Here is a 20,866-nt window from a genome sequence, read left to right on the forward strand (position 1 = left end):
TCTTCCTTTTCCCCATCAGGCCCAGTCGGTTTTTTTGATAGAAACTAATGTAATGTGTCGCTTTGCGATTTTGAATAGATCAATCATCGAATTGGGCACAATGGGTGACTGGTGCCATGGGTGATTGGTGCAATGCGCGTTTACTGGCTGCACCACAAGACACGGGCCACCCAGTCAATTTGATCTGCCGGGATAAAACGATCTTCGAAATCCGGGTTCAGCGATTTGACTTCGACACCAAGCGCGCCACGCCGGACAAGTTCCTTGGCCATGACTTCGCCTTCGATGGTTTTGACAACCACGCGATCCTTGGGGCGGATGTTTGACGCCGGACTGACGATGATCAAATCACCATCGCGGAATACCGGTGCCATTGAATCGCCCGCGATCCGCAATCCATAGGCGGTCGGGTCGTGCAGGGCGGGAAAGGTAATATCTTCCCAAGATCCGCCGACCGGGTATCCGGCATCATCAAAAAAGCCGCGATTGCCCGCCTGCGCAAAGCCGATCACGGGGATGCGCCCGGCGCCATTGCCGTCCACCAGTTCGGAAAATTCACGGAAACTGACATCGGTGACGGAAAGCACCTTGGAAATGCTTTCGGTCGAGGGCCAGCGTGGCTTTCCCTGTGCCGTTGTCCGCTTGGAGCGGTTAAATGTGGTCGGGTCGAGTTGCGCCAGTCGTGCCAGCCCCGACGGTGTCAAACCGTGGTCCTCGGCAATCTGATCAAGGGCGGCCCAAATTTGTTGATGTCGGATCATGGGCCATCCTAGCAGCCCGCATGACAGTTGCGAAAGAAGGAATTAATTCCTTGGCTGAATTAACTGGATGAGGCGGAGACCGGCAGGGCTGCAATATTGTCAAACAGGGCGGGTTTGCCCATCTGCCCGCCTTTAAGCAGCATCGGCAAATGATCAAGTCTGGTGCGGGTGGAATGGGCACAAATGATCGGGGCGCCTGCATCAAAATCAGCCGCAAAGGACAGGCTGTCGATACCCAGTTTCTGCACGGCCAGACTGGATGTATCCCCGCCTGCAATCAGCAGGAACCCAAGGGCAACATCGTTGCTGATCGTGCTGATGAATTCGGCACTGGCATGCGCAAGATCGTGACTGGCAATGTCGTGATCGCGATCATCGGACAGCGACACCAAAAGGTTTTGGCCCGATTGCAGAACCGAAAGACATTCTGCACGCAGATCAGCAGCGGCTTTGGGCGACAGAAGATCGGTCGGGCGCACGGAATGTTTCACATAGTTTTTCGCGTGCGCGACCTGTTCGGCGGTCAGGGAGGATCGACTGCCGGCAAAGGCAAAGACCGGACCGTCGCGGCGACGTGCCCTGGTTTTTGGGATGTTGGCAAAGGACGGGAATATGGCCTGTGCGACGCTGCTTGCGCCGACACACAGGACGGGCATGTCCGCTGTGATTTCGCGCAGCGCCTCGCCAATGGTCAGAAGATCGGTTTCCTCTGCCACATCAAACAGGGTTTCGGTTTCACCATCCGCAATACGGCGTCTGATTTCGGCCACCAGTGCCGCGCGTCCTTTGCGGATCATGGTGAAGTCGATCAAGCCGATATTCCCCCAGCCCTGTTTGGACAGGTGGCAACGCAGGTCTGCCTCGTCCATCGGGGTAACGGGGTGCTCGGCCATGACCGGATGGCGATCAATGCGATGGATTTTGCCATTGCCAGCGCCGGCAAACAGATTGCCCAGCAGGCAAAAGCGTTTCAGCGACGGCTGCCCGCCAATGATCGCCTTCCAGTCGGCGCCGACGGCCAAAGCATAGCGATCCGCAATGGCGGCGATATTGCCGGTATTCGGTGAACTGTCAAAGGTCGAGCAGACCTTGAAATGATAAAGGTTGCAGTCCGGTGACTTGATGTTTTCGGCCAGCGGAGAAATGGTTGCAACGCCGTCTTCGACCCCCAAAGCGCGAAGCGACGTTGCAACCCCGAAGGCGTCGAGACTTTTGGACCCGTGACCGGGATCATTTTCCGAAACCGAGGATGACGGGGCGTTCAAATACAGACGTGCTGACAGCCCGGAGCGGGCCAGTGTCGCAAGGGTATCGGAGGCCCCGGTGAAATCATCGGCACAGAAAATGAATTTGGTCATCGTCAGCCTCGCGCCCCATAAAACGATAGTGCCTCGGCCAGTGCTGTGTTTTCCTTGGCATGTTTTTCAAGGCTGACACCGGCCGCGCAGGCTTCCCATGCCTGACGCAGGCTGGTGATGCCCGCCGCAGGTCCCGACGGATGGGCAAGGATGCCGCCACCGGCAAGGAACATGAAATCAGCCGACCCGACAGCTTCATGGGTGGCGGGAACCGTGCCCGCCCACTGGCCAGACGAGAAAACCGGAAGAACGCGGTCTTCGTCACCATTGCCCTCAGCAAGCGGTTTGGCACACAATTCGGCAGACGCGGCGACTTCGCTGTCCTCGTCACAGAATTTTCCGCCCATGCCATGGACATGCATGTGATCCATGCCGGTCAGGCGATACAACGTCTGATAGGCCGGGAATGCCATGCCGATCAGTGGATGACGTGATAGCGCACCAAACCCGTTGCGATGCCCGTGCAGGACCAGATTGGTCGACTTGCGCAGGGTCTGCAGGGCGGAAAGACCGGCCCAGTTCATGCTGACCATGGCACATGATCCGCCTTCCTTTTCGATCAGATCGGCGTGGCGGCGCATGGCATCGGTTTCATCGGTGATGTTAAAGGCAATCATCACATCACGACCAGTCTTGTCGCGATAGCGACGCACCCGGTCCATCACGGCAGGAATGCGTTCCGCAAGTGGTGCACTTTCCGGGTTGGCACAGATTTCGTCATCCTTGATGAAATCAACACCGGCTTCGCACAATTGATCGACCAAATCGGCGATATCATTGCTGCGCAGGCCGACATTCGGCTTGATGATGGTGCCAAAGAACGGGCGGTCATGGACGTTCATGCGCGCGCGTGTGCCTTTGGTTCCGGCAACCGGATAATCATAAAGATCGCGATACGCCTTGGGCAGGGTGACGTCCACCAGCTTAAGCCCGGTGATCTCGCCCAGATCATAAAGGTTGCCCGAAACAGTGGATGCCAGCGTTGCCAGATTGCGCCCGATATTCCCCGCAGGGAACCCGATGCGGATCTCAGCCCGGCGATAGGGGCCCTTGACACCGCGTGCGGCAAGATAGGCGCTGTGCAAACTGGGCTGGTTGACCGGGGTCAGTTCGCGGATATTCAGAATGCGGGCAGCACACCGTTCGCGCAGTTCGTCGGTTTCCCCGGCAACGCGCACAAATGTGCCGCTGCTTTGCTCACCAGCCATGATCCCGGCGATCTTTTCCGGGTCCATCGGCGTTTCGATCAGGTAACGGGCTTCGATCAGGTCCATGGCTCAGATTTCCGAAAGCGACGGGAACGGACGGATCGGATCACTGCCATCCCAGTCGATAGACGCTTCATGAATGGATTTGAACAGGCGGCCTTTTGGGCCGACAACTTCGGACAGTTCGATCACGGTGCCCGGATGGTCTTCCTTGTCGAAATAGACAAAGCGTCCGTTGTCACCGACCTTGCCGCTCATCTTGACGGTAAAGCCCTTGCTTTCCATCAGCGCCAGATCGTCATCGAACTTTTCGGTCCAATAGGCGACATGTTGCAAGCCGGTATGACCCGCCTTAAGGAAATCACGATACATCGACGGGGCATCATTACGCGTCTGGATCAGTTCGACCTGTACGTAACCGGAATTGGCCAGCGCGACGGAGTTATGAACGTCATAGGACTGGCCGTCATAACGGTAATCCTCAATCGGAACCTTGGGATTGTAGTACCAGGGGCCGACACCCATTGTTTCCGACCAATATTCCATGGCGGCCTCAATATCGGGCACGACGTAGCCGAGCTGGCGAATTTCACCAAGAAATCTGCTCATAGTTCCTCACTTAATCCAGAATGTTGGGCAACCAGATCGAGATTGCCGGTATGCAGGTCACTGCGAGCAGCGACAAAAACAGCGGTAACAGGAAGGGAAGTGCACCACGGATCACCCGGTGCAGCGGCATCTTGGCGATGATGCTGACCATATAAAGGCTCATGCCGACCGGCGGTGTCAGAAGACCGATCATCAGGTTCAGCACAAACACAATGCCAAGCTGAAGCGGATCAACACCGGCCGCGGTCATCGCAGGCGTAATGATCGGTGCAATGATCAGGATGGCGGCGATGGACTCAAGGAACATGCCGACCACCAGCAACAGCACATTGACGATCAACAACAGCACCAATGGATCGCTTGAAAGCCCCAGCAAGAACTCGCTGGCGGTGGCGGGCAGGCGGTCCATGGTCAGAACCCAGGCAAACAGGGCCGCGGTTGAAACGATAAACAGCACACTGCCCGTAGCATCGACACTGTCGCGTGCAGCCGTCAGCACACGTTTGAGATCAAGCTGGCGATAGATGAATTTACCGATCAGAAGCGCATAGGCCACCGTCACACCGGCCACTTCGGTTGGCCCGAAATAGCCCGATACCAGACCGCCAATCAGAATGACGGGGGCGGCAAGGGCGGGCAGGGAAATGACGAATTTGCGGGCAAAGGCGGCAATGTTGAATTTCACTTCATCGCGCGGCAGCTTGTAGATGCGCGCCATCACGCCGACCTGCAGCATCAAAAGGGCGGTGATCAGAACAGCGGGCACGATCCCGGCAATCAGAAGCTTTACCGCCGATACATTGGCGACAGAGGCAAAAATAATGATCGGAATGCTGGGCGGGAAGATCGGACCGATGGTGGCCGCAGCCATGGTGATGCCCGATGCAAATTCGGCAGAATAGCCCTGCTTGCGCATCATCTTGATCTGAACCGCGCCAAGCGCGCCGATATCAGCCAGCGCCGCACCGGATACGCCCGAAAAGATCAGGCTGACCAGAACGCTTACCTGCGCGGTGCCGCCCCGGATCCAGCCGACCATCATGCGGACAAGCTCGAACAAATGGTTGGTGACACCCGACAGGCTTAAAAGGTTGGCGGCAAAGATAAACAGCGGCACGGCCAGAAGCGGGGTGGAATCCAGTGCGTTGACGGTGCGCTGGGCCAGAACCGTCATCGGCAGGTTAAACAGGATCATGACAACCGCAGACGACAGGCCAAGGCAGACCGCAATCGGCAGGCGGATGATCATCATCGCCAGAAACAGGATAAGGAGGGTTGCACTCATCATTTGCGGGAATCCTCGGACGACTGGCTTTCTGCCATTTCGCTTTCGATGGCCTGGGCAATCGCGTTGCCGCCATCCTCGTCTTCATAGTCGGTGACAGGTTCGGTCCGTGAAATCAGCCGATAAAGTGCGACGGCGAGCAACAGCACGATGGCCATCACCACCGGCGCGTACACCGCATAATTGGGCATGGAAAGCGAGGGCGTGGAAAACTTGCCCGCACGCATCAGAAATTTATAAAGGCCATAAAGGAAAATGGCGGAAAATAGGGTAATCAGCGCGTAATTGGCAAACCGCAGGATCGCCTTGCCACGTGCGCCCAATGCACTGAACAGCAGATCAATCGCAATGTGGCGGTTATGAAGCATAAGTGCCGGGACGGCGAAAAACACCAGCGCGATATTGGAAATACGCGACAGTTCGTCTGCCCAGGGTAGGCCAAGATCAAAAAAGTTGCGCAAGATAACCTGACCAACCACCAGAACTGACATCAAGGCCAGCATCATCATGGAAAAGGTGGTCAGAACCCGGCAAATCCGGTCCAGCCCCTTGTAAACCGGGGAGTTCCTGTAGGACATGACGAAACCTGATTAAAAGAGTTGGATCGTGGGAAAAGACGGGCGGCACCCCTGAACGTTTTGTTCCCTGATACCGCCCGACGGACGACCATTTTAAACGCCTGTTTGCGGGCGCTTATTTGATGGCGGAAATTTCTTCGTAATACGCGCCGTATTTGTCGCCGAAGCGCTCATTTACGAGCTTTTCCACACCGGAACGGAAGGCCGCAACATCAAGACCGTCATCCGGACCGATGATGGTCATGCCCGCTTCCTTGAGCTTGGCAAGATCGCCTGCCTCTTTATCAAGGATGGTCTGGGACGCTTTCATGCGCACGGTTTCCGCCGCCTTGGCAATGCCTTCCTTGATGTCATCAGGGAAGCTCTGCCACAGGTCTTCGTTGATCACGACGATCTCGGCGGCCGAAATATGACCGGTCAGCATCATGTGTGACTGAACGTCATAAAGCTTGTGGTCCACGGCCACGTTTACCGGGTTTTCCTGGCCCTGAACAATGCCGGTGGCAAGGGCTGTGGGAACTTCCGACCAATCTACGGGCACCGGAACAGCGCCAAGGCCCTCGACCGCGGTCAGATAGACCGGTGACGGGATGGCACGGATTTTAACGCCATTGAGGTCCGCCGGGGTTTTGACCGCCATGTTTGCCGTCAACTGACGGGTGCCGAAATAAAACGCATACAAAACGCGCATGCCGGTATTTTCAATCAGGCCCTGATTAAGGTCGGCCATGACCGGGGAGTCGATATCAACAACATTCATCAGGTGATCGTAATCGCGATAAAGATACGGGGTATCAAGCACACCGAAATCTTCGTAAAGCGAGCTCAGCGCACCCGCAGTGTTGTGCGACAGTGCGATGGACCCCATGGAAACGCCTTCGGCGAGTTCCTGAATCTTGCCAAGCTGGGATGACGGATAAACGTCGATCTTGACGGCACCACCCGTGTTTTTGGCGATTTCTTCGGCCAGCCAATCGGCCTGCATGCCGACAACGCTGGTCGGCGAATTCATGTGGCCGTAATTGAGCTCATATTCCTGTGCGCTGGCGGTATGGGCCACGACAGAGATCGATGCAGCGGCGACGAGCGCGGTCGCCATTTGGCGGAACTTGCTTTGGATGACCATGGTTTCCTCCCGTGATGGTCTGATGGTTCTAGTCTATTTCAGGACTGTCTTGTTGCTCTTTTCCCTTGAATGATCTCAGAGTACGTGAAACATATTGCCTCATCAAACATCATAAAATGATGTGTTTTGATGTTTTTGAGGGTGCGATGCCAAAAACAAGCGGGCCAATCATCAAGGATATTGCCGACCTTTCAGGGGTATCTCCGGCAACGGTCGACCGGGTGCTCAACAAGCGCCCCTGTGTGCGTGAACGCACGGCAAAGCGCGTACTTCAGGCAGCAAGCGAACTTGGCTATCTGCCCGAAACAGACACCCATGAAGTCTTCCGGCCCAAGCCGATGCGCGTGGTGTTTTTGTTGCCATCAGGTACGAACCCGTACCTCAAACTGCTGGGTGATCGCATCAAAACTGCGGCCGAGGCGACGACGGGCTATAACATCCGCGCGCGCGTCTATTTTATCGACAGTTTCAATCCGCAACTCCTGTCCGAGGCCTTGCGCCAGCATGGCGAAAAGGCCGATGGCATTGCCTTTATGGCGATTGATCATCCCCTCGTGCGTGAAACCGTCGCCGAATTGCAGGATGCGGGCAAACACATCATTACCGTGGTATCGGACATTTCCGGTGTGCCGCATGCGGCCTATGTCGGGCTTGATAACCGGGCGGTCGGACGGACAGCGGGCTATTTGCTCGGCCGGTTCATGGGGCCGAATCGCGGGCGGGTGGCGATGATTGCGGCCAGCCGCACCTATCGCGCCCATCAAGAACGCGAAATGGGATTCCTGTCGCTGATGGAAGAAGACTATCCCGATATCCGCGTGGTGGCGGCGCGTGAAGGCCATGATGATCGCAGTGAAAACTACCTGCACACCAAATCGCTTCTGGAAGAATATCCCGATCTGGTCGGGATTTATAATGTCGGCGGTTCGTCAGACGGGGTGGCACGCGCGCTGCGTGAAAGTGGCCGGGGACGCGACATCATCTTTATCGGTCATGGCCTGACCCCTGATACGCGGCGCTTTTTGCTTGAAGAGATCATGGATGTCGTCATCACCCAAAGCCCGGGCGTGATCGTGCAAAACACCCTGCGGATTTTCGAAAACCTCCGCAACGGTCAGGCGGCTGATGAAGACGTCGCCAAACTCACCATGGAAGTCGTGGTGAAGGAAAACCTGCCATAAGGCGGGGGCGCAAAACCCGTAAAATCAGATGGTTACGAGACATTGTCTGGCGCGCGATGCCATGCGTGCAGGATTGCCTCATCTTCTGGATAGGAAATTAATCCTTTACAATGAGAACAAAAAGGGATTATAGCTTGCATATCAACACCGGAATTGCATCTGGAAGTAAGCCTTGCCTGATGAAGGCGGGCTGACAAGGCGGCGGTCAAAGCTGCTGATATGCGCGGGTGGAAAGCCGCCCTTGGGGACATCACAAACCATTCATCGTACCGGCGTGCATTGAGAAATGCGCGGGCGGGATAACTGTATCCATTTTCTGGATCTGGTGCGGTGAAGGTGCGGTTGCAGGCCCGGTGGATTGAGCAGGCATTACCTAGCAGGAGGGCGACGTGACCGAACAACGACTTTTTCCCAAACCACTTTCTGCGCGCGACATCACCCCTTTTTCCAGTGCCCGGCAGGCGTGGTTCTGGTTCGTGCGCTGTCAGACAGCCAGGATCGAAGGCGCGCGTGTGGTGGCCGACGCGGGCGAGGTGGTGCGCCCCTGTGACCCTGATGATGTTTATAACGCGGTGATGCGCCTTAAAAAGGGCGGCATTCTGGGCGACCGGCATTTGCAGGTACTGGAATATTTTGGCCTCGTCGAACGCGAACCCGATGCCCGCGATCCACGTGAAAAGGACAAGGGTGATTTATGGCAACAGGCCCTTGATGCGCTTGAAAATGTGCTGATCACACGCGGCATTGTCAAACGCGGGCGTGATGAAAGTTTCCATCACGAGGATGTTGCCGTGGAACTGGGTGGGGATCTGTCGCCATGCGGGATGTAACCAACGTTCTCAAACAAGCCAAAACCGCCGAAACGGCGCAGGAATCGGCCGGTCCATGGATGGATCACTGGGCTGACCAATCTGCTTCAGGGCGCGAGGTTTCGGTGCTTGTCGTCTTTGCCGATGCCCCGGAAAAGCGATTGTTGCGTATCCTGAAACCGGGATTTCGTCATTGCTTTGTACTGGTTTCGGGGGTGCGGGCCGGGGAATGGATTTGCCTTGATCCGCAAAGCCATCGGGTGCGTTGTGAAAGCTGGTGCTATTCGCCGATCTTTGATCCGGCGGCCTATTATCGTGGCCTTGGCTTTCACTGTATCTGGGCGCGGTATCCGGCCTCGGTTGCGCACAAGGTCCGCTTTGGCCCGATGAGCTGTGTGGAGCTGGTCAAACGCCTTTTGGGCATTTCGGCCTTCTGGATCGTCACCCCCTGGCAGCTCTATCGCCATCTGCAACAGCGGGCTGAAAACCCTGATCAGATCGGCGATGTGTTTTTTTCTGAAAAATGTTCTTGATTTGTTCTTTTTAGTGTGGCATAAGAGACAAATCAACGCCACAGATGCGCCCGCAGGGTTCCGACCCTTGCGGGCGTTTTTGCGTTTGGGGTGATGGAGCGCGCCGCTCCGGATCCCCGCCTTCGCGGGGATGACGGTGCCCAAAACAGTGCATGGAACGAACGTCGTTCCCGCGCAGGCGGGAACCCGAACCGCAAGCTAAAAGCACATATTGATCTTCAAACCCGGAGGCCCCGATGGGAAGTCTGTTTTCCACGCCGAAACCAGCACGTGCCGCGCCGCCGGTCCCAATGCGAACGGCGACCGAGCACGAAGCCGACACCAGTGCCGAAGATGCCGCACGATCTGCCCGGACCGAGGCGCTTGAACGCCGCCGGTATGGCCGTGCCAGCCTGATCGGGACAAGTTATCGCGGGCTTTTGACGGACCGCATCGCCAAGGTGGGCGGTGGCAAGAACCTGTTGGGGGAATAGGCATGGCGAAATCGCAAAAGGCAGTGGCTGAGGACAAGGCAACCGATGGGGCAGATATCACCCAGTTGCGCGCCCGCTTTCAAAAGGCGATGGAACGCCGGCGCAACTGGATTGCCCATTGGCAGGATTGCTATGAATTTGCCCTGCCACAGCGCAATGCGGCAGCCAGCAACCAGACCAATGGCGGCAAGCGCCTGGATCGGGTGTTTGACGCAACCGCATCGGATGCGGTCGAACAGCTTGCCGCCAGCCTGATGGCCGAAATCACCCCGCCCGGTGGCGGCTGGTTTGAATTGGAGCCCGGCGGTAATGTCGCCAATGCGGACCGACAGGTTTTGACTGAGCAACTTGGCCGGGCCGTTCGGATTTTGCAGGGGCATTTTGATCGGTCGAACTTTGCCGTCGAAATGCATCAGGCGTTTCTGGATCTGGTGACGGCCGGGACTGCATGCTTGCGGCTGGAAAAGGCCGATTTGCACAGCCCGTCTGCTTTGCGCTTTACCGCCGTGCCGTTGCGCGATCTGGCGTTTGAAGAACGATCGGATGGCAAGATGGATGCGGTGTTTCGCAAACTGGCACTTACCCGCGCGGAAATCCTTGCAACCTGGCCGGGGGCAAAGGGTTTTGGCGGTGATGATCGCGATGACAAGGACGCGCCGAAACGCATCACCGTGATCGAGGCCGTGCTTCCGGCAACGGATCACAAAACCGGCTATGAACTGTGTGTGTTTCGCGAAGACGGGGACGCCAATACCCATGATCTGATCTATCGCGACCGGTTTGATGTGTCGCCCTATATCGCCTTTCGCTGGATGAAGGCACCGGGCGAGATTTATGGCCGGTCCCCGGTGATGAAGGCGCTGCCCGACATCAAGACCGCGAATAAGGTTGTCGAACTGGTTTTGAAAAATGCCTCCATAGCGGTGACGGGTATCTGGCAGGCCGATGATGATGGCGTTCTGAACCCGGCAACCATCCGGTTGGTGCCGGGCAGCATCATCCCCAAGGCCGTTGGATCGGCCGGGCTCAAACCGCTTGAGGCACCGGGGCGCTTTGATGTGTCTGATCTTGTGCTCTCAGACCTGCGCGATCGCATTCGGCGCTGCTTGCTGGCCGATCGGTTGGGCCAGACCGATCAACCGGGCATGACCGCGACCGAGGTGCTTGAACGCGCATCGGAAAACGCCCGACTTCTGGGTGCAACCTATGGCCGGTTGCAGGCGGAATTGCTCTATCCGCTGATCCGGCGTGCGCTTTATCTCCTGACCCAAACAGGCGAACTTCCCGACATCCCGCTGGATGGCGATGTTGTGGTGCTACGTCATGCAGCCCCCTTGGCGCAATTGCCCAAACGGGTGCAGGCGGGACAGGCGCTTGATTGGCTGTCACGCATCGCGGCCCTTGGCCCTGATGCCTTGGCAGAGGTCGATCTGCCCGTGATGGTCCGCTGGCTTGCCGATCAGTTTGGTGTGCCCGACCATTTGTTGCGGCCAAGCCTGCCCCCTGAAATCGCGGAGGCGGTGTGATGGTTGAGAACGGATGGGACTGGTTTGAGGCCGAGAACGAGTGCTTGAGCGAGGACGGCACTGACCACTGGCAGGCTTGTTTTGAAAGTGACGCCGGAGCAAAGGTGCTGGCCGATCTTGAACGCCATTTTCTGCACACAGCCCTTGGCCCGGATGCCAGCACTGCGGCGATCTGGATGCGCGAAGGGAAGCGCGCGCTGGTACTGCAGATCAAGCGGCTGGCAGAGCGTTCCGCCGCAGATTGATCCCCGCCTTCGCGGGGATGACGGTACCCAAAACAGCTGCATGGAACGAACGTCATTCCCGCGAAAGCGGGAACCTCGCACCACACGTCCCAATCAAAGTTTGACACCATTTAGCGGAGTGTTCGCATGACAACCGAACCCGACCTTCTCGCACCGGAAACCGAGACGCCGGAAGCACCGGAAGCAGAAGAAACACCCGAGCGGACTGATATCGAAAGCGAAGTGCCAGAAACCCACCTGGACGCCGCAGCCCTCGCCGATCTGGTACCCGAAACACCGGATGCTTACGCAATCACGCTTGCAGATGGCATGGAAGATATCGATGCCGATCTCAACCAGCGCCTGCATGCGGCAGGCTTCAGCAACGCGCAGGCTCAACTGGTTTATGATCTGGCAGGGGAAGTTCTTTCACCGCTTCTGGGTGATCTTGATCAGGCGGCACAGCGCGCGACCGACCGTGCGGCATTGGCGGCCGAGTTTGGCGGGGCGGAAAGCTGGAAAAAGCTGGCCCCGAAAATCGAAAGCTGGGGCAAGGCCAACCTGCCCGAGGCCGCCTTTGAGATGCTCTGTCAAAGTGCCGATGGTGTGCGTGCCATGCATCGCATGATGGCGCAAAACACTGAAGCCGTCCTTGGCAAAGCTGATGGCGGGGCCGGGGATACAAACCTTCGCTCCGAAATCCGGCGCAAGATGAATGATCCGCGCTATTGGCGGGATCGCGATCCGGCGCTGGTGGCCGAGGTGCAGGCGGATTTCGCCCGGCTTTCCGGGGAATAGCCCAGGTAATTGCCCAAGTCCTGCGCCTAGAACAGCTTGTCGGCGCGATCAAATACCGCACTGACATAATCCGGGATCGGGGTCAGCGGCAAAATAAAATAGCCCGCAACACCAAGCCCGATCAGGCAGAACACAAGCAAAACCGACTTCTTCACAGCAGATACTCTTTTTCTTTGTCTTGTTGTTTTTCCGGGACCGGACCGCGCGGAAAAGCCCGTCAGGTGCAACAGGTCGGGGCAAATCCTGCGCGTGTCCCATGGAACCTCAAGGAAAAGGTTCCCTGTAACAGCGTTCTTAAACCACCAAACCTTGGCCGGAAAATGACCGGTTTTGGGGCAATTGTGGCACTGGCCTTTTGGGGCAGCGCAATTGATCCCCGGCGGCTGCCTGCAATCACGACAAAACCATATCTGAAACAAGGGGATAAAAGGCGATGACAACCACGATTGATCAAAGCTTCATCGACCATTTTCAGGCCGATGTGCATCAGGCCTATCAACGCATGGGATCAAAACTGCGCAACACGGTGCGGGTGAAAAACGCAATCAAGGGCGCGACCACTGTTTTCCAGAAAGTCGGCAAGGGCACGGCCACCACCAAGGCCCGACATGGCAAGGTGCCGGTGATGAATGTCGATCACGAGGCGGTCCGGTGCGACCTGCGCGATTACTATGCTGGCGACTGGGTTGATGCACTGGACGAGCTTAAAATCAACCATGATGAAAAGATGGTTCTGGCCAATGCCGGGGCGTATGCGCTGGGCCGCAAGACCGACGAGCTGATCATCAATGCCCTGGTCGGCGCCGATGATGTCGTGCCCGATAATACCGAGGGCATGACCCTTGATAAGGTGATGATGGCGTTCGAGGGTCTTGGCGATCGCGATGTGCCCGATGACGGGCAGCGCTATGCGATTGTCGGCTGGAAACAGTGGTCGGAACTTCTCCTGATCGATGAATTTTCGCGATCTGACTATATCGGCGATGAAGACCTTCCGTGGAAGGGCACACAAGCCAAACGCTGGCTTGGCACGCTTTGGATGCCCCATTCGGGCCTTCCGGTCGCAAGCGGCATTCGGTCCTGCTTCTGGTATCACCGCACCGCGATTGGTCACGCCATCGGCTCGGACGTTCAGTCTGACATTACCTGGCATGGCGATCACGCGGCGCACTTTGTCAATAACTCCATGAGCCAGGGGGCCGCGCTCATTGATGGCGATGGCGTGGTCTGCCTGAAAGCACAGGAATAGCGCCCCCGAACGCTTGAACCCGTGGCCCGGGATCCCCGCCTGCGCGGGGATGACGGTGTCTGGGGTCTGTGCATGGAACGAACGTCATTCCCGCGAAGGCGGGAACCTCGACCCGCAAGCTCAAAACCAAACAGGAGCCCGAAATGGCAGAAGGTTTCAAAGCCAGAAACCTCAGTGTTCTGGCATACGCCAACGGCTTTACGCTGTGGCACTACATCACCCCGGACGTCGCCGCCGACGTTGACACCGCCGATTACTTTGCCGATGCGCGCGACATGCTGCGCGTCGGCGATTTCATCATCGCCAACACCAACCGCGACGCCACCATGTCCGGCGGCCTGTTCGTCGTCGCAAGTGCGGGTGCAGGCGGTGTCGATGTCCGCGACATGACGGCAATCGGTACCTCAAACACCGACTGATCGCACACCCTCGATTCACGCTTTTCATCCTCCCTCAACCTCGCCCCGGTGACAGATGTTACCGGGGTTTCTTTTGACCAGAACAAGGATTGTTTATGTGTAACTGCAACAAGATTACCATCTGCACCGAGTTTGATGCCGCCCAGATCGCCGGCCTTCAGGTGCCGATTGCCTCAATTCATGCCTTTGCCACGCAGACCGTGCCGGCCGATTATCTGATTTGTGATGGTTCGGCTGTTTCCCGCGCAGAGTATGCCGAGCTTTTCGCAGCACTTGGCACAGTCTGGGGCGAGGGTGATGGCAGCACGACCTTCAATATCCCAGATTTGCGCGGCGAGTTCCTGCGTGGCTTTGATGCTGGACGCAGTGTTGACGGAGCGCGTGTATTTGGCACAGCTCAGCTTGATCAACTGCAAGGGCACAGTCATGACTTTAGCGTGGCTGCGCACTTCCCGACAGTCGGGTTCAGTGTGCAAGGCCTTCGAGATGGAGATGCGACGCAGCAGACGACTGTAAATAACGTCGGTATGGTCTCAAGCGATGGTGTAAACAGCACACCACGTATTGGCCAAGAAACCCGCCCGCGCAACGTCGCGGTAACATACGCGATCAAGGCGACTGTTCCTGCTGCGGCGTGACTTAAAGCCCGCTATCAAAACCTTTCCAATGCCCCGGCAGTATCTCGCTGTCGGGTTTTCTTTTGATCAACCAAGGAGACTGCTCATGCAGGGAAATACCCCGGTCGAATGCGAAATCCTCAATGTCATTCAGGGTGCGGGCATCTGGCCTGATTGCGAGGATAAAACCCAGCTGCTTCAGGCCATCGAAGCGCTGATTTCTGGCGGCGGATCTGGTGGTGGTGTGAGTTCGGGTAGTGAAATCGGCTCGGTTTCAGCTTTCGCCATGCCAACCCCGCCAACCGGCTGGCTGGTCTGTGATGGTTCAGCGATCTCACGCACCGAATATGCCGATCTGTTTGCCGCTATTGGCACTGTTTGGGGGGCTGGTGACGATGTCACGACCTTCAATCTTCCGGATCTGCGTGGCGAGTTCGTGCGTGGTTTCGATGATGGGCGTGGTGTTGACGCGGGTCGTGCATTTGGCTCTTGGCAAAATCCAAGTATCGTGGGTTTTGACACTGGCAATGATTCAGTTTGGAGCGTCACAACCACTCTTCAATCGGGCAATATGCAGGCTTCTCTTGGCTATGAGGCTTATGACGTTGCTGACTATCCGGCTGGTGGAGTTGCTGGTGCTCCGGGTCAATCGATCACTTCCTTACCGGGCATCGCAGGCGATCAGGGTTATAGCGGTGCCGTTCGCCCACGCAACATCGCGATGACTTATGCGATCAAGGCGTTTTATCCGACAGCGACTGTTGGGCAGTGATGCTTTGGTGACTTGATCTCGTTCCCCCGGCAAGTGCGCTTGCCGGGGTTCTTTTTTGTCCAAATTGGAGAGTTCGCATGCAGTGTACTACACCGGTTGAAAGCGAAGTTCTGAATGTTGTTCTGGCGGCGGATATTGTTCCAGATCGTATGGACGATACCCAGCTGCTGCAGGCGCTTGAAAGCCTGTTTGGAGGCGGTGGTTCTGGAGCCGGTTCTGTCCCGGTTGCCACCATCCTGCCTTTTGCCGGTTCGGTGCCACCGGCAGGCTTCATGATTTGTGACGGTGCAGAACTTCTGGCGGCGGAATTTGCCGATCTATTTACTGCAATCGGCAGGACCTATGGTGTCGGGCAGACTGCTGGCAGTTTCAAACTGCCGGACCTGCGTGGTCGTGCACCGATTGGTACCGGTCAGGGCGATGGCCTGACGGATCGTGTGATCGGGGATGTCGATGGTGCGGAAGTTCATCAACTCTCTACGGCCGAGATGCCAAACCACACGCATCAATACGGTGCACCGCATCTCCAAACCTATGGCATGAGCGCGCAAGCAGAGCGTGGTGTGAACCCAACTTCACAGGAATGGTATTCGGTTTCCGATGCAGGCGGCGACCAACCGCACAACAACATGCAGCCGTTCCTGGTGGTGAATTACATCATCAAGGTGTGATTGCTGCGAGCTAGAACCTTTCGGGGTCCGGTTTTCCGGGCCCCGTTTTTGTGTGGGGGATGTGATGGCGTTAAGTGATGTGGCGCTGTGTGCGCGGGCTTTGGTGATGATCGGGGCGGCGCCGATTTCATCGTTTGAGGAGGACGTGGCCGAGGCCGAGATTGCCCGGATGCTGTATGCGAGCGTGCGTGACGGGATGCTGGCGGGCTATCCGTGGCGGTTTGCCGGGCGGGGGTGCTGGTTGTCGCGGCTGGCCGGTGACGATGCGGCGACATCGCCCAAGGATGGAGGCCATCTGTTTGCCTTGCCGCGCGATTTTATCCGGTTGCTGTCGCTTGAAAATGACGGGGGCAAGATTGCCCGATTTGAGTTGCGTGATCAGGCGGTTCTGGTCGCAAGTGACAGTGCGTATCTAAGCTATGTCGCGCGTTTGCCCGAGGGCAGCTTTCCGGCATGGTTTGATATGGCCCTGATGGCGCGGCTGGCGGCGGAGTTTTGCCTGCCGCTGACCGAAAGCAGCACGCGGGCCGAGTATCTTTTCAAGCGGGCCGAGGATCAGTTGCGTGAAGCCAGACTTGCCGATGCGCAGCAATCCACCCCGCATGCGATTGATGATTTTTCCCTGATTTCGGCGCGGGGCTAGGGCGTGGGTCGGGCCTTGGACCGCGGGTTTGGGGCCTGCGGTGCGAGTTTCCCGCCTTCGCGGGAATGACGTTTGTTCCATGAGATTGTTTTACCTTCCGTCATCCCCGCGAAGAGCCTGTGCCCGCCAAGGCGGGTACGGGGATCCCGATCCACAAGCGTATTACCGTTATTCAATGAGGGAGCACCCCATGGCACGCCGCGTTCTGGAGAAAAACACGTTTTCGACCGGCGAACTGGCCCCGGAATTGTGGGGGCGCTCGGACCTGAGCGCCTATGCCAATGGGGCAGCACGCCTGCGCAATGTTTTTATCGAACCATCGGGCGGGGTGCGTCGCCGTCCCGGCATTCGATTGATCGATGAACTGTCAGGTCCGGCGCGGTTGATTCAGTTCGAGTTCAATACCGAACAGACCTATTTGCTGGCCTTTGGCGATAAACATGCGCTGGTGTTCGAGGATGAGGCAAAGACGATCTGGTTTGAAACCACGTTCGGCGAAGAACAGCTTGATCTTTTGAGCTGGACGCAAAGTGCCGATACGCTTCTGGTGGTGCATCCCGCGGCCCCGCCGGTACGCATTACCCGGACAGGCGATGGCAGCTGGCAGACCACCCTTTGGGCCTGGCGCGAAACCAATTTCCGCACCAGCCAGCCCTATTACAAGTTTGTCGAACCCGCCGCCACCCTGACCCCGTCAGGCACCAGCGGGACGGTGAGCCTTACCGCGAATGTCGATTTGTTCGTTGCCGGGCATGTCGGCACGCTGTGGCGGATTCAGGGGATCGAGGGTGAGATCACCAACGTTTCCGATGCCCGGACCGCACAAATCGCCCTGAAGCAGGCACTGCCCAACACCAATGCCACGGTCGATTTCGTCGAACAGGCCTTTTCAGATGTGCGGGGTTGGCCGCGCAGTGTGACCTTTCATCAGGACCGGTTGATCATCGGCGGATCGCGCGATCTGCCCAACCGCCTGTGGATGTCGAAATCGGGGGATCTGTTTAATTTCGAACTGGGCGAGGGCCTTGATGACGAGGCAATTGAATTTGCCCTTCTGGCTGATCAGGTCAATGCGATCACGGGCATTTTCGCCGGGCGTCATTTGCAGGTCTTTACCAGCGGATCAGAATGGATGGTGACGGGCGATCCGCTCACCCCCGCCAATGTGCAGGTCACGCGCCAGACCCGGATCGGTAGCCAAAGTGATCGCACCGTGCCACTGGTCAATGTTGATGGTGCCACGCTTTTTGCCGGGCGGAGCGGGCGCGAAATTCGCGAATTCCTGTTCACCGATGTCGAACAGGCCTATGGATCAGCCGATCTGGCCTTGCTGTCACGCCATCTGATCCATCATCCCATCGATCAGGCCTTTGATCCGGAACGACGGCTTTTGCATGTGGTGATGCGCGATGGATCGCTTGCTACCCTGACACTGTATCGGTCTGAGGCCATCACCGCCTGGTCGGCGCAATCGGTTGCGGGATGCGCCTTTAGATCCGTTTCGGTGTCCGGCGGGGATGTTTATGTCGTGCTGGAACGTGACGGGCATCATTTCCTGGGCGTGTTTGACCCGAAATGCGGTTTCGACCTTTATCGCCGCCAAGCGGTGGCCGAAGACGAACCGTCACGCAAACATTGGGGTAATCTTGAGGCACTGGATGGCCTTGATGTCAGCGTTTGGCACGATGGCGTTCTTGCCGATAACATCCCGGTTGCCGGGGGCACGATTACGCTGCCAGATCACATCGGGGCAGTGGCGGAGATCGAGGTCGGCTTGCCCTTTACCCATGAAATTTATGCCCTGCCGCCGGCCGCATCGGATGGCAGCCGCCCGCATGGCGGCAATGCCGTTCGGCTGGTCTCAGTCACCTTGCGTTTGCAGGAAACCGGGCAGCTTCGCGTTGATACCGGTCGGGGATTGCGCGATGTCGCACTTCCGGTATCTGCGCCACCCGATGACAAAGACGCGCTGTATAGCGGGGATATCACGCTGCGCGCGCTCGGCTGGCGGCGGGGCAGTGGCGGGGGACTGAAAAGTGGACTTTGGCGCATCGCCGGGGCATTGCCCCGGCCTTTTTTGTTGCTTGGTGTGGCCAGTGAAATGGGGGTGAATGACTGATGGGTGGATTTACATCAATCGTGCCGATGGCGGCATCGGTGCTGCAAACCGGACAACGCATTAGCGCCAACCAGACCAATGCACAAAGCCGGATCGATCAGGGCGAAGCCGCCCGTCAGGCGGAGCTGGCCGAGATCGAGGCGCGCCAGCGTGAAGACGCCACCAAACGCGAAGAAGACCTTAGGCGGCGTCAGGCAACCGCGCGTGCCCGGCAAGGGGCATCGGGGCTGATGGCCGGTGGGTCTGGCTCGGCCAGTGCGGTTCTGGCGGGGTTTGAAAAGACCGCGCGGCAGGATGCGGAACTGGACGCAGATGCTGCTGCCCGCAAGCGCCGCCGCATCAACCAACAGGCCGCCTGGCGCGAAAAGTCGCTTTTGCGATCTTCGCAGGATGACACGGTGGCACGGCTGAATGCCTGGTTTTCAAAGCGTGATGGCTGATTTTTTTTAGGGGGAAGTACGCTATGGGCGCTGTTTTTGCCAATCAGATCCGTGCCTCCATTGCCTTTGTCGGCGATGGTGCGCGTGACAAATTTCCGTTTGATTTTGATGTGTTTGATGCGGGTGATCTGCGCATCACCATCAATGGCAATGAAATCGAAACCGGGTTTCACGTCGCCTTGACGCCCAGTGATGAGGGCGGCGGTGGTGTGGTGCGGTTTGAACACCCGCCGGAAACCGGTGCCCGGATCACCATTGCCCGCCAGTTGCATTTGCGCCGGCTAAGTGCCTTTGACGCCATGTCGATCCCGCGCGGTGATGCGCTGGAACGTGATCTTGATTTCATGACAGCCGCCCTTGGCGATGTTGATCACGCACTGACCGGGACGCTGCGCTTTGGTCCGGATCAGGATGCACCTGCATCGGCTGAATTGCCGGTGATCACGCCCGGTCGGGCGCTGATCTGGAATTCGGCGGGCACGGGGCTTGCCAACGGACCCAGCGGGGCGGAGATCGCGCAGGCCAGCACCAAGGCAGCACAGGCACAGGATGCCGCCAACCGGGCGGAGGCCGCCGAAAGCCGATCTGAAACCGCAGCCGCGTCGTTTGAAAGATCAAACGCCGCGGCGATGCTTGATCTTGATTTTCGCAGTGGCGATGTCCTGGCGTGGGAGGATGAGCGCCGCATGCCGGTGATTGATGCGCCGGTCAGCCGGATCATGGATGTCCGCGAAACCGGATCGCTGGTCAGGCTTTCCAGTGGGGCGCAATTGACCTTGCCGGTGGCATCTGTTGCGCGTAATGGGGTGCGCTATCGCGTGTTTAACGGTGATGGCACGATGGTTGATGTTACGACGGCGGCGGGGAATGTGATCCGCCCAACCAATGGCGGGGCGGAGGCAACTGTTTACCCGTTACCGACACGGGGCGACATGGTCGATCTGGTCTGTGATGGCACGCGCTGGTTTGCCGCGCCGATCCATGAAACCGGCCCGGTTGTGAGGCTTTTGCGGACGGCCAGCCAATCCATTCCGGCGGGCGGGGCGTTTCTGGTTGAATGGGATCAGGTGATCGAAGACAGCCACGGGCTTTATGACAGTGCGGTGCATGGCGTCACCGGCCTTCCGCCGGGCTTTTATCATGTTGATATCGGGGTGCGGCTTCCCATTACCGACCAGTCGGTCTTTACGACTTTGTCGCTCGAACGCTTTGACGGCACCGATTGGTCAAGCCACCTGCAAGCCAATGACATAACCGCCACGGGCAGCGGGGCGGCGCACAGTTTGCGGCTGAATGGCATTGCCCGGATCGGGGTCACGCCCGGTACTGGATTGCGTTTGCGCATCGTGCATAGCGACACCCAAACGCGTGAAATCGCGGCAAGTGATCTTTTGACCTGGTGTCACATCCATCGCATTGGCGGCTAGCACGCCACCACGCGCCTGCCATCCATCGACTACACACTGA

At 57.7% G+C, this 20,866-nt stretch carries 24 protein-coding genes; 16 read left to right on the forward strand and 8 right to left on the reverse strand.

What is annotated here, in order from left to right:
* Positions 1 to 140 precede the first annotated feature (140 nt).
* The 7 genes from AUQ43_RS07405 to AUQ43_RS07435 all read right to left on the reverse strand — a co-directional run bounded on the left by AUQ43_RS07405 (position 141) and on the right by AUQ43_RS07435 (position 6,925).
* On the reverse strand, positions 141 to 761 hold the full coding sequence (locus AUQ43_RS07405) for a helix-turn-helix transcriptional regulator (protein WP_062955610.1): 621 nt from the start codon (positions 759 to 761) through the stop codon (positions 141 to 143).
* A 59-nt stretch (positions 762 to 820) separates the two neighbouring features.
* Entirely contained in the window at positions 821 to 2,119 is a 1,299-nt protein-coding gene (locus AUQ43_RS07410; RefSeq protein ID WP_062955611.1) for a four-carbon acid sugar kinase family protein, read from the reverse strand.
* 2 nt (positions 2,120 to 2,121) lie between these two features.
* Positions 2,122 to 3,393, reverse strand: a complete 1,272-nt coding sequence (locus tag AUQ43_RS07415; RefSeq protein ID WP_062955612.1) for a ribulose-bisphosphate carboxylase large subunit family protein — start codon at positions 3,391 to 3,393, stop codon at positions 2,122 to 2,124.
* A 3-nt stretch (positions 3,394 to 3,396) separates the two neighbouring features.
* On the reverse strand, positions 3,397 to 3,936 hold the full coding sequence (locus AUQ43_RS07420) for a VOC family protein (RefSeq protein WP_062955613.1): 540 nt from the start codon (positions 3,934 to 3,936) through the stop codon (positions 3,397 to 3,399).
* Between the two features lie 10 nt (positions 3,937 to 3,946).
* A complete protein-coding gene (locus tag AUQ43_RS07425) occupies positions 3,947 to 5,224 on the reverse strand; it encodes a TRAP transporter large permease (protein ID WP_198157157.1) in 1,278 nt (425 codons plus the stop codon).
* A complete protein-coding gene (locus AUQ43_RS07430) occupies positions 5,221 to 5,799 on the reverse strand; it encodes a TRAP transporter small permease (protein ID WP_084272018.1) in 579 nt (192 codons plus the stop codon). Before AUQ43_RS07430 ends, AUQ43_RS07425 begins: the two co-directional genes overlap by 4 nt.
* Before the next feature lie 115 nt (positions 5,800 to 5,914).
* Positions 5,915 to 6,925, reverse strand: a complete 1,011-nt coding sequence (locus AUQ43_RS07435) for a TRAP transporter substrate-binding protein (protein WP_062955615.1) — start codon at positions 6,923 to 6,925, stop codon at positions 5,915 to 5,917.
* A gap of 146 nt (positions 6,926 to 7,071) precedes the next feature.
* On the opposite strand from AUQ43_RS07435, the gene AUQ43_RS07440 reads away from it, so the two are divergent.
* The 7 genes from AUQ43_RS07440 to AUQ43_RS07470 all read left to right on the forward strand — a co-directional run bounded on the left by AUQ43_RS07440 (position 7,072) and on the right by AUQ43_RS07470 (position 12,469).
* Positions 7,072 to 8,106 (forward strand): LacI family DNA-binding transcriptional regulator, encoded by a 1,035-nt coding sequence (locus AUQ43_RS07440; RefSeq protein WP_232310621.1) that lies wholly within the window; start codon positions 7,072 to 7,074, stop codon positions 8,104 to 8,106.
* Positions 8,107 to 8,495: 389 nt separating this feature from the next.
* Entirely contained in the window at positions 8,496 to 8,936 is a 441-nt protein-coding gene (locus AUQ43_RS07445; protein ID WP_062955617.1) for a hypothetical protein, read from the forward strand.
* Entirely contained in the window at positions 8,924 to 9,448 is a 525-nt protein-coding gene (locus AUQ43_RS07450; RefSeq protein WP_062955618.1) for a hypothetical protein, read from the forward strand. The genes AUQ43_RS07445 and AUQ43_RS07450 overlap by 13 nt, the downstream gene beginning before the upstream one ends.
* A 236-nt stretch (positions 9,449 to 9,684) precedes the next feature.
* Positions 9,685 to 9,921 (forward strand): hypothetical protein, encoded by a 237-nt coding sequence (locus tag AUQ43_RS07455; RefSeq protein WP_062955619.1) that lies wholly within the window; start codon positions 9,685 to 9,687, stop codon positions 9,919 to 9,921.
* A 2-nt stretch (positions 9,922 to 9,923) separates the two neighbouring features.
* On the forward strand, positions 9,924 to 11,447 hold the full coding sequence (locus AUQ43_RS07460; RefSeq protein ID WP_062955620.1) for a portal protein: 1,524 nt from the start codon (positions 9,924 to 9,926) through the stop codon (positions 11,445 to 11,447).
* Positions 11,447 to 11,692 (forward strand): hypothetical protein, encoded by a 246-nt coding sequence (locus AUQ43_RS07465; protein WP_062955621.1) that lies wholly within the window; start codon positions 11,447 to 11,449, stop codon positions 11,690 to 11,692. Before AUQ43_RS07460 ends, AUQ43_RS07465 begins: the two co-directional genes overlap by 1 nt.
* Positions 11,693 to 11,818: 126 nt before the next feature.
* Positions 11,819 to 12,469, forward strand: a complete 651-nt coding sequence (locus tag AUQ43_RS07470; RefSeq protein ID WP_062955622.1) for a hypothetical protein — start codon at positions 11,819 to 11,821, stop codon at positions 12,467 to 12,469.
* 26 nt (positions 12,470 to 12,495) lie between these two features.
* Here the strand turns inward: AUQ43_RS07470 and AUQ43_RS20615 are convergent, their stop codons facing one another.
* A complete protein-coding gene (locus AUQ43_RS20615) occupies positions 12,496 to 12,624 on the reverse strand; it encodes a hypothetical protein (RefSeq protein ID WP_255356108.1) in 129 nt (42 codons plus the stop codon).
* Between the two features lie 278 nt (positions 12,625 to 12,902).
* On the opposite strand from AUQ43_RS20615, the gene AUQ43_RS07475 reads away from it, so the two are divergent.
* From AUQ43_RS07475 to AUQ43_RS07515, 9 genes are all read left to right on the forward strand, one after another.
* Positions 12,903 to 13,718, forward strand: a complete 816-nt coding sequence (locus AUQ43_RS07475) for a phage capsid protein (RefSeq protein ID WP_062955623.1) — start codon at positions 12,903 to 12,905, stop codon at positions 13,716 to 13,718.
* Positions 13,719 to 13,861: 143 nt separating this feature from the next.
* Positions 13,862 to 14,137 carry a hypothetical protein gene (locus tag AUQ43_RS07480; protein WP_062955723.1) on the forward strand — a complete coding sequence of 92 codons (276 nt, stop codon included), beginning with the start codon at positions 13,862 to 13,864 and terminating at the stop codon, positions 14,135 to 14,137.
* Positions 14,138 to 14,232: 95 nt separating this feature from the next.
* Positions 14,233 to 14,775 (forward strand): phage tail protein, encoded by a 543-nt coding sequence (locus AUQ43_RS07485; protein ID WP_062955624.1) that lies wholly within the window; start codon positions 14,233 to 14,235, stop codon positions 14,773 to 14,775.
* A gap of 85 nt (positions 14,776 to 14,860) precedes the next feature.
* The gene (locus AUQ43_RS07490; protein ID WP_062955625.1) at positions 14,861 to 15,526 is read left to right on the forward strand and encodes a phage tail protein; all 666 of its coding nucleotides are present in this window, start codon (positions 14,861 to 14,863) and stop codon (positions 15,524 to 15,526) included.
* Positions 15,527 to 15,603: 77 nt separating this feature from the next.
* On the forward strand, positions 15,604 to 16,197 hold the full coding sequence (locus tag AUQ43_RS07495; RefSeq protein ID WP_084272019.1) for a phage tail protein: 594 nt from the start codon (positions 15,604 to 15,606) through the stop codon (positions 16,195 to 16,197).
* A 64-nt stretch (positions 16,198 to 16,261) separates the two neighbouring features.
* Complete coding sequence (locus AUQ43_RS07500) at positions 16,262 to 16,840, forward strand: hypothetical protein (RefSeq protein WP_062955626.1); 579 nt, start codon at positions 16,262 to 16,264, stop codon at positions 16,838 to 16,840.
* Positions 16,841 to 17,030: 190 nt separating this feature from the next.
* On the forward strand, positions 17,031 to 18,959 hold the full coding sequence (locus tag AUQ43_RS07505; RefSeq protein ID WP_062955627.1) for a hypothetical protein: 1,929 nt from the start codon (positions 17,031 to 17,033) through the stop codon (positions 18,957 to 18,959).
* Positions 18,959 to 19,399, forward strand: coding sequence for a hypothetical protein (locus tag AUQ43_RS07510; protein WP_062955628.1), 441 nt, complete (start codon positions 18,959 to 18,961; stop codon positions 19,397 to 19,399). Before AUQ43_RS07505 ends, AUQ43_RS07510 begins: the two co-directional genes overlap by 1 nt.
* A 23-nt stretch (positions 19,400 to 19,422) precedes the next feature.
* Positions 19,423 to 20,826 (forward strand): hypothetical protein, encoded by a 1,404-nt coding sequence (locus AUQ43_RS07515; protein ID WP_062955629.1) that lies wholly within the window; start codon positions 19,423 to 19,425, stop codon positions 20,824 to 20,826.
* Positions 20,827 to 20,866 lie beyond the last annotated feature (40 nt).

The sequence above is a fragment of the Thalassospira sp. MCCC 1A01148 genome (assembly GCF_001613795.1).
In the GTDB taxonomy this organism is placed as follows: Bacteria; Pseudomonadota; Alphaproteobacteria; order Rhodospirillales; family Thalassospiraceae; genus Thalassospira.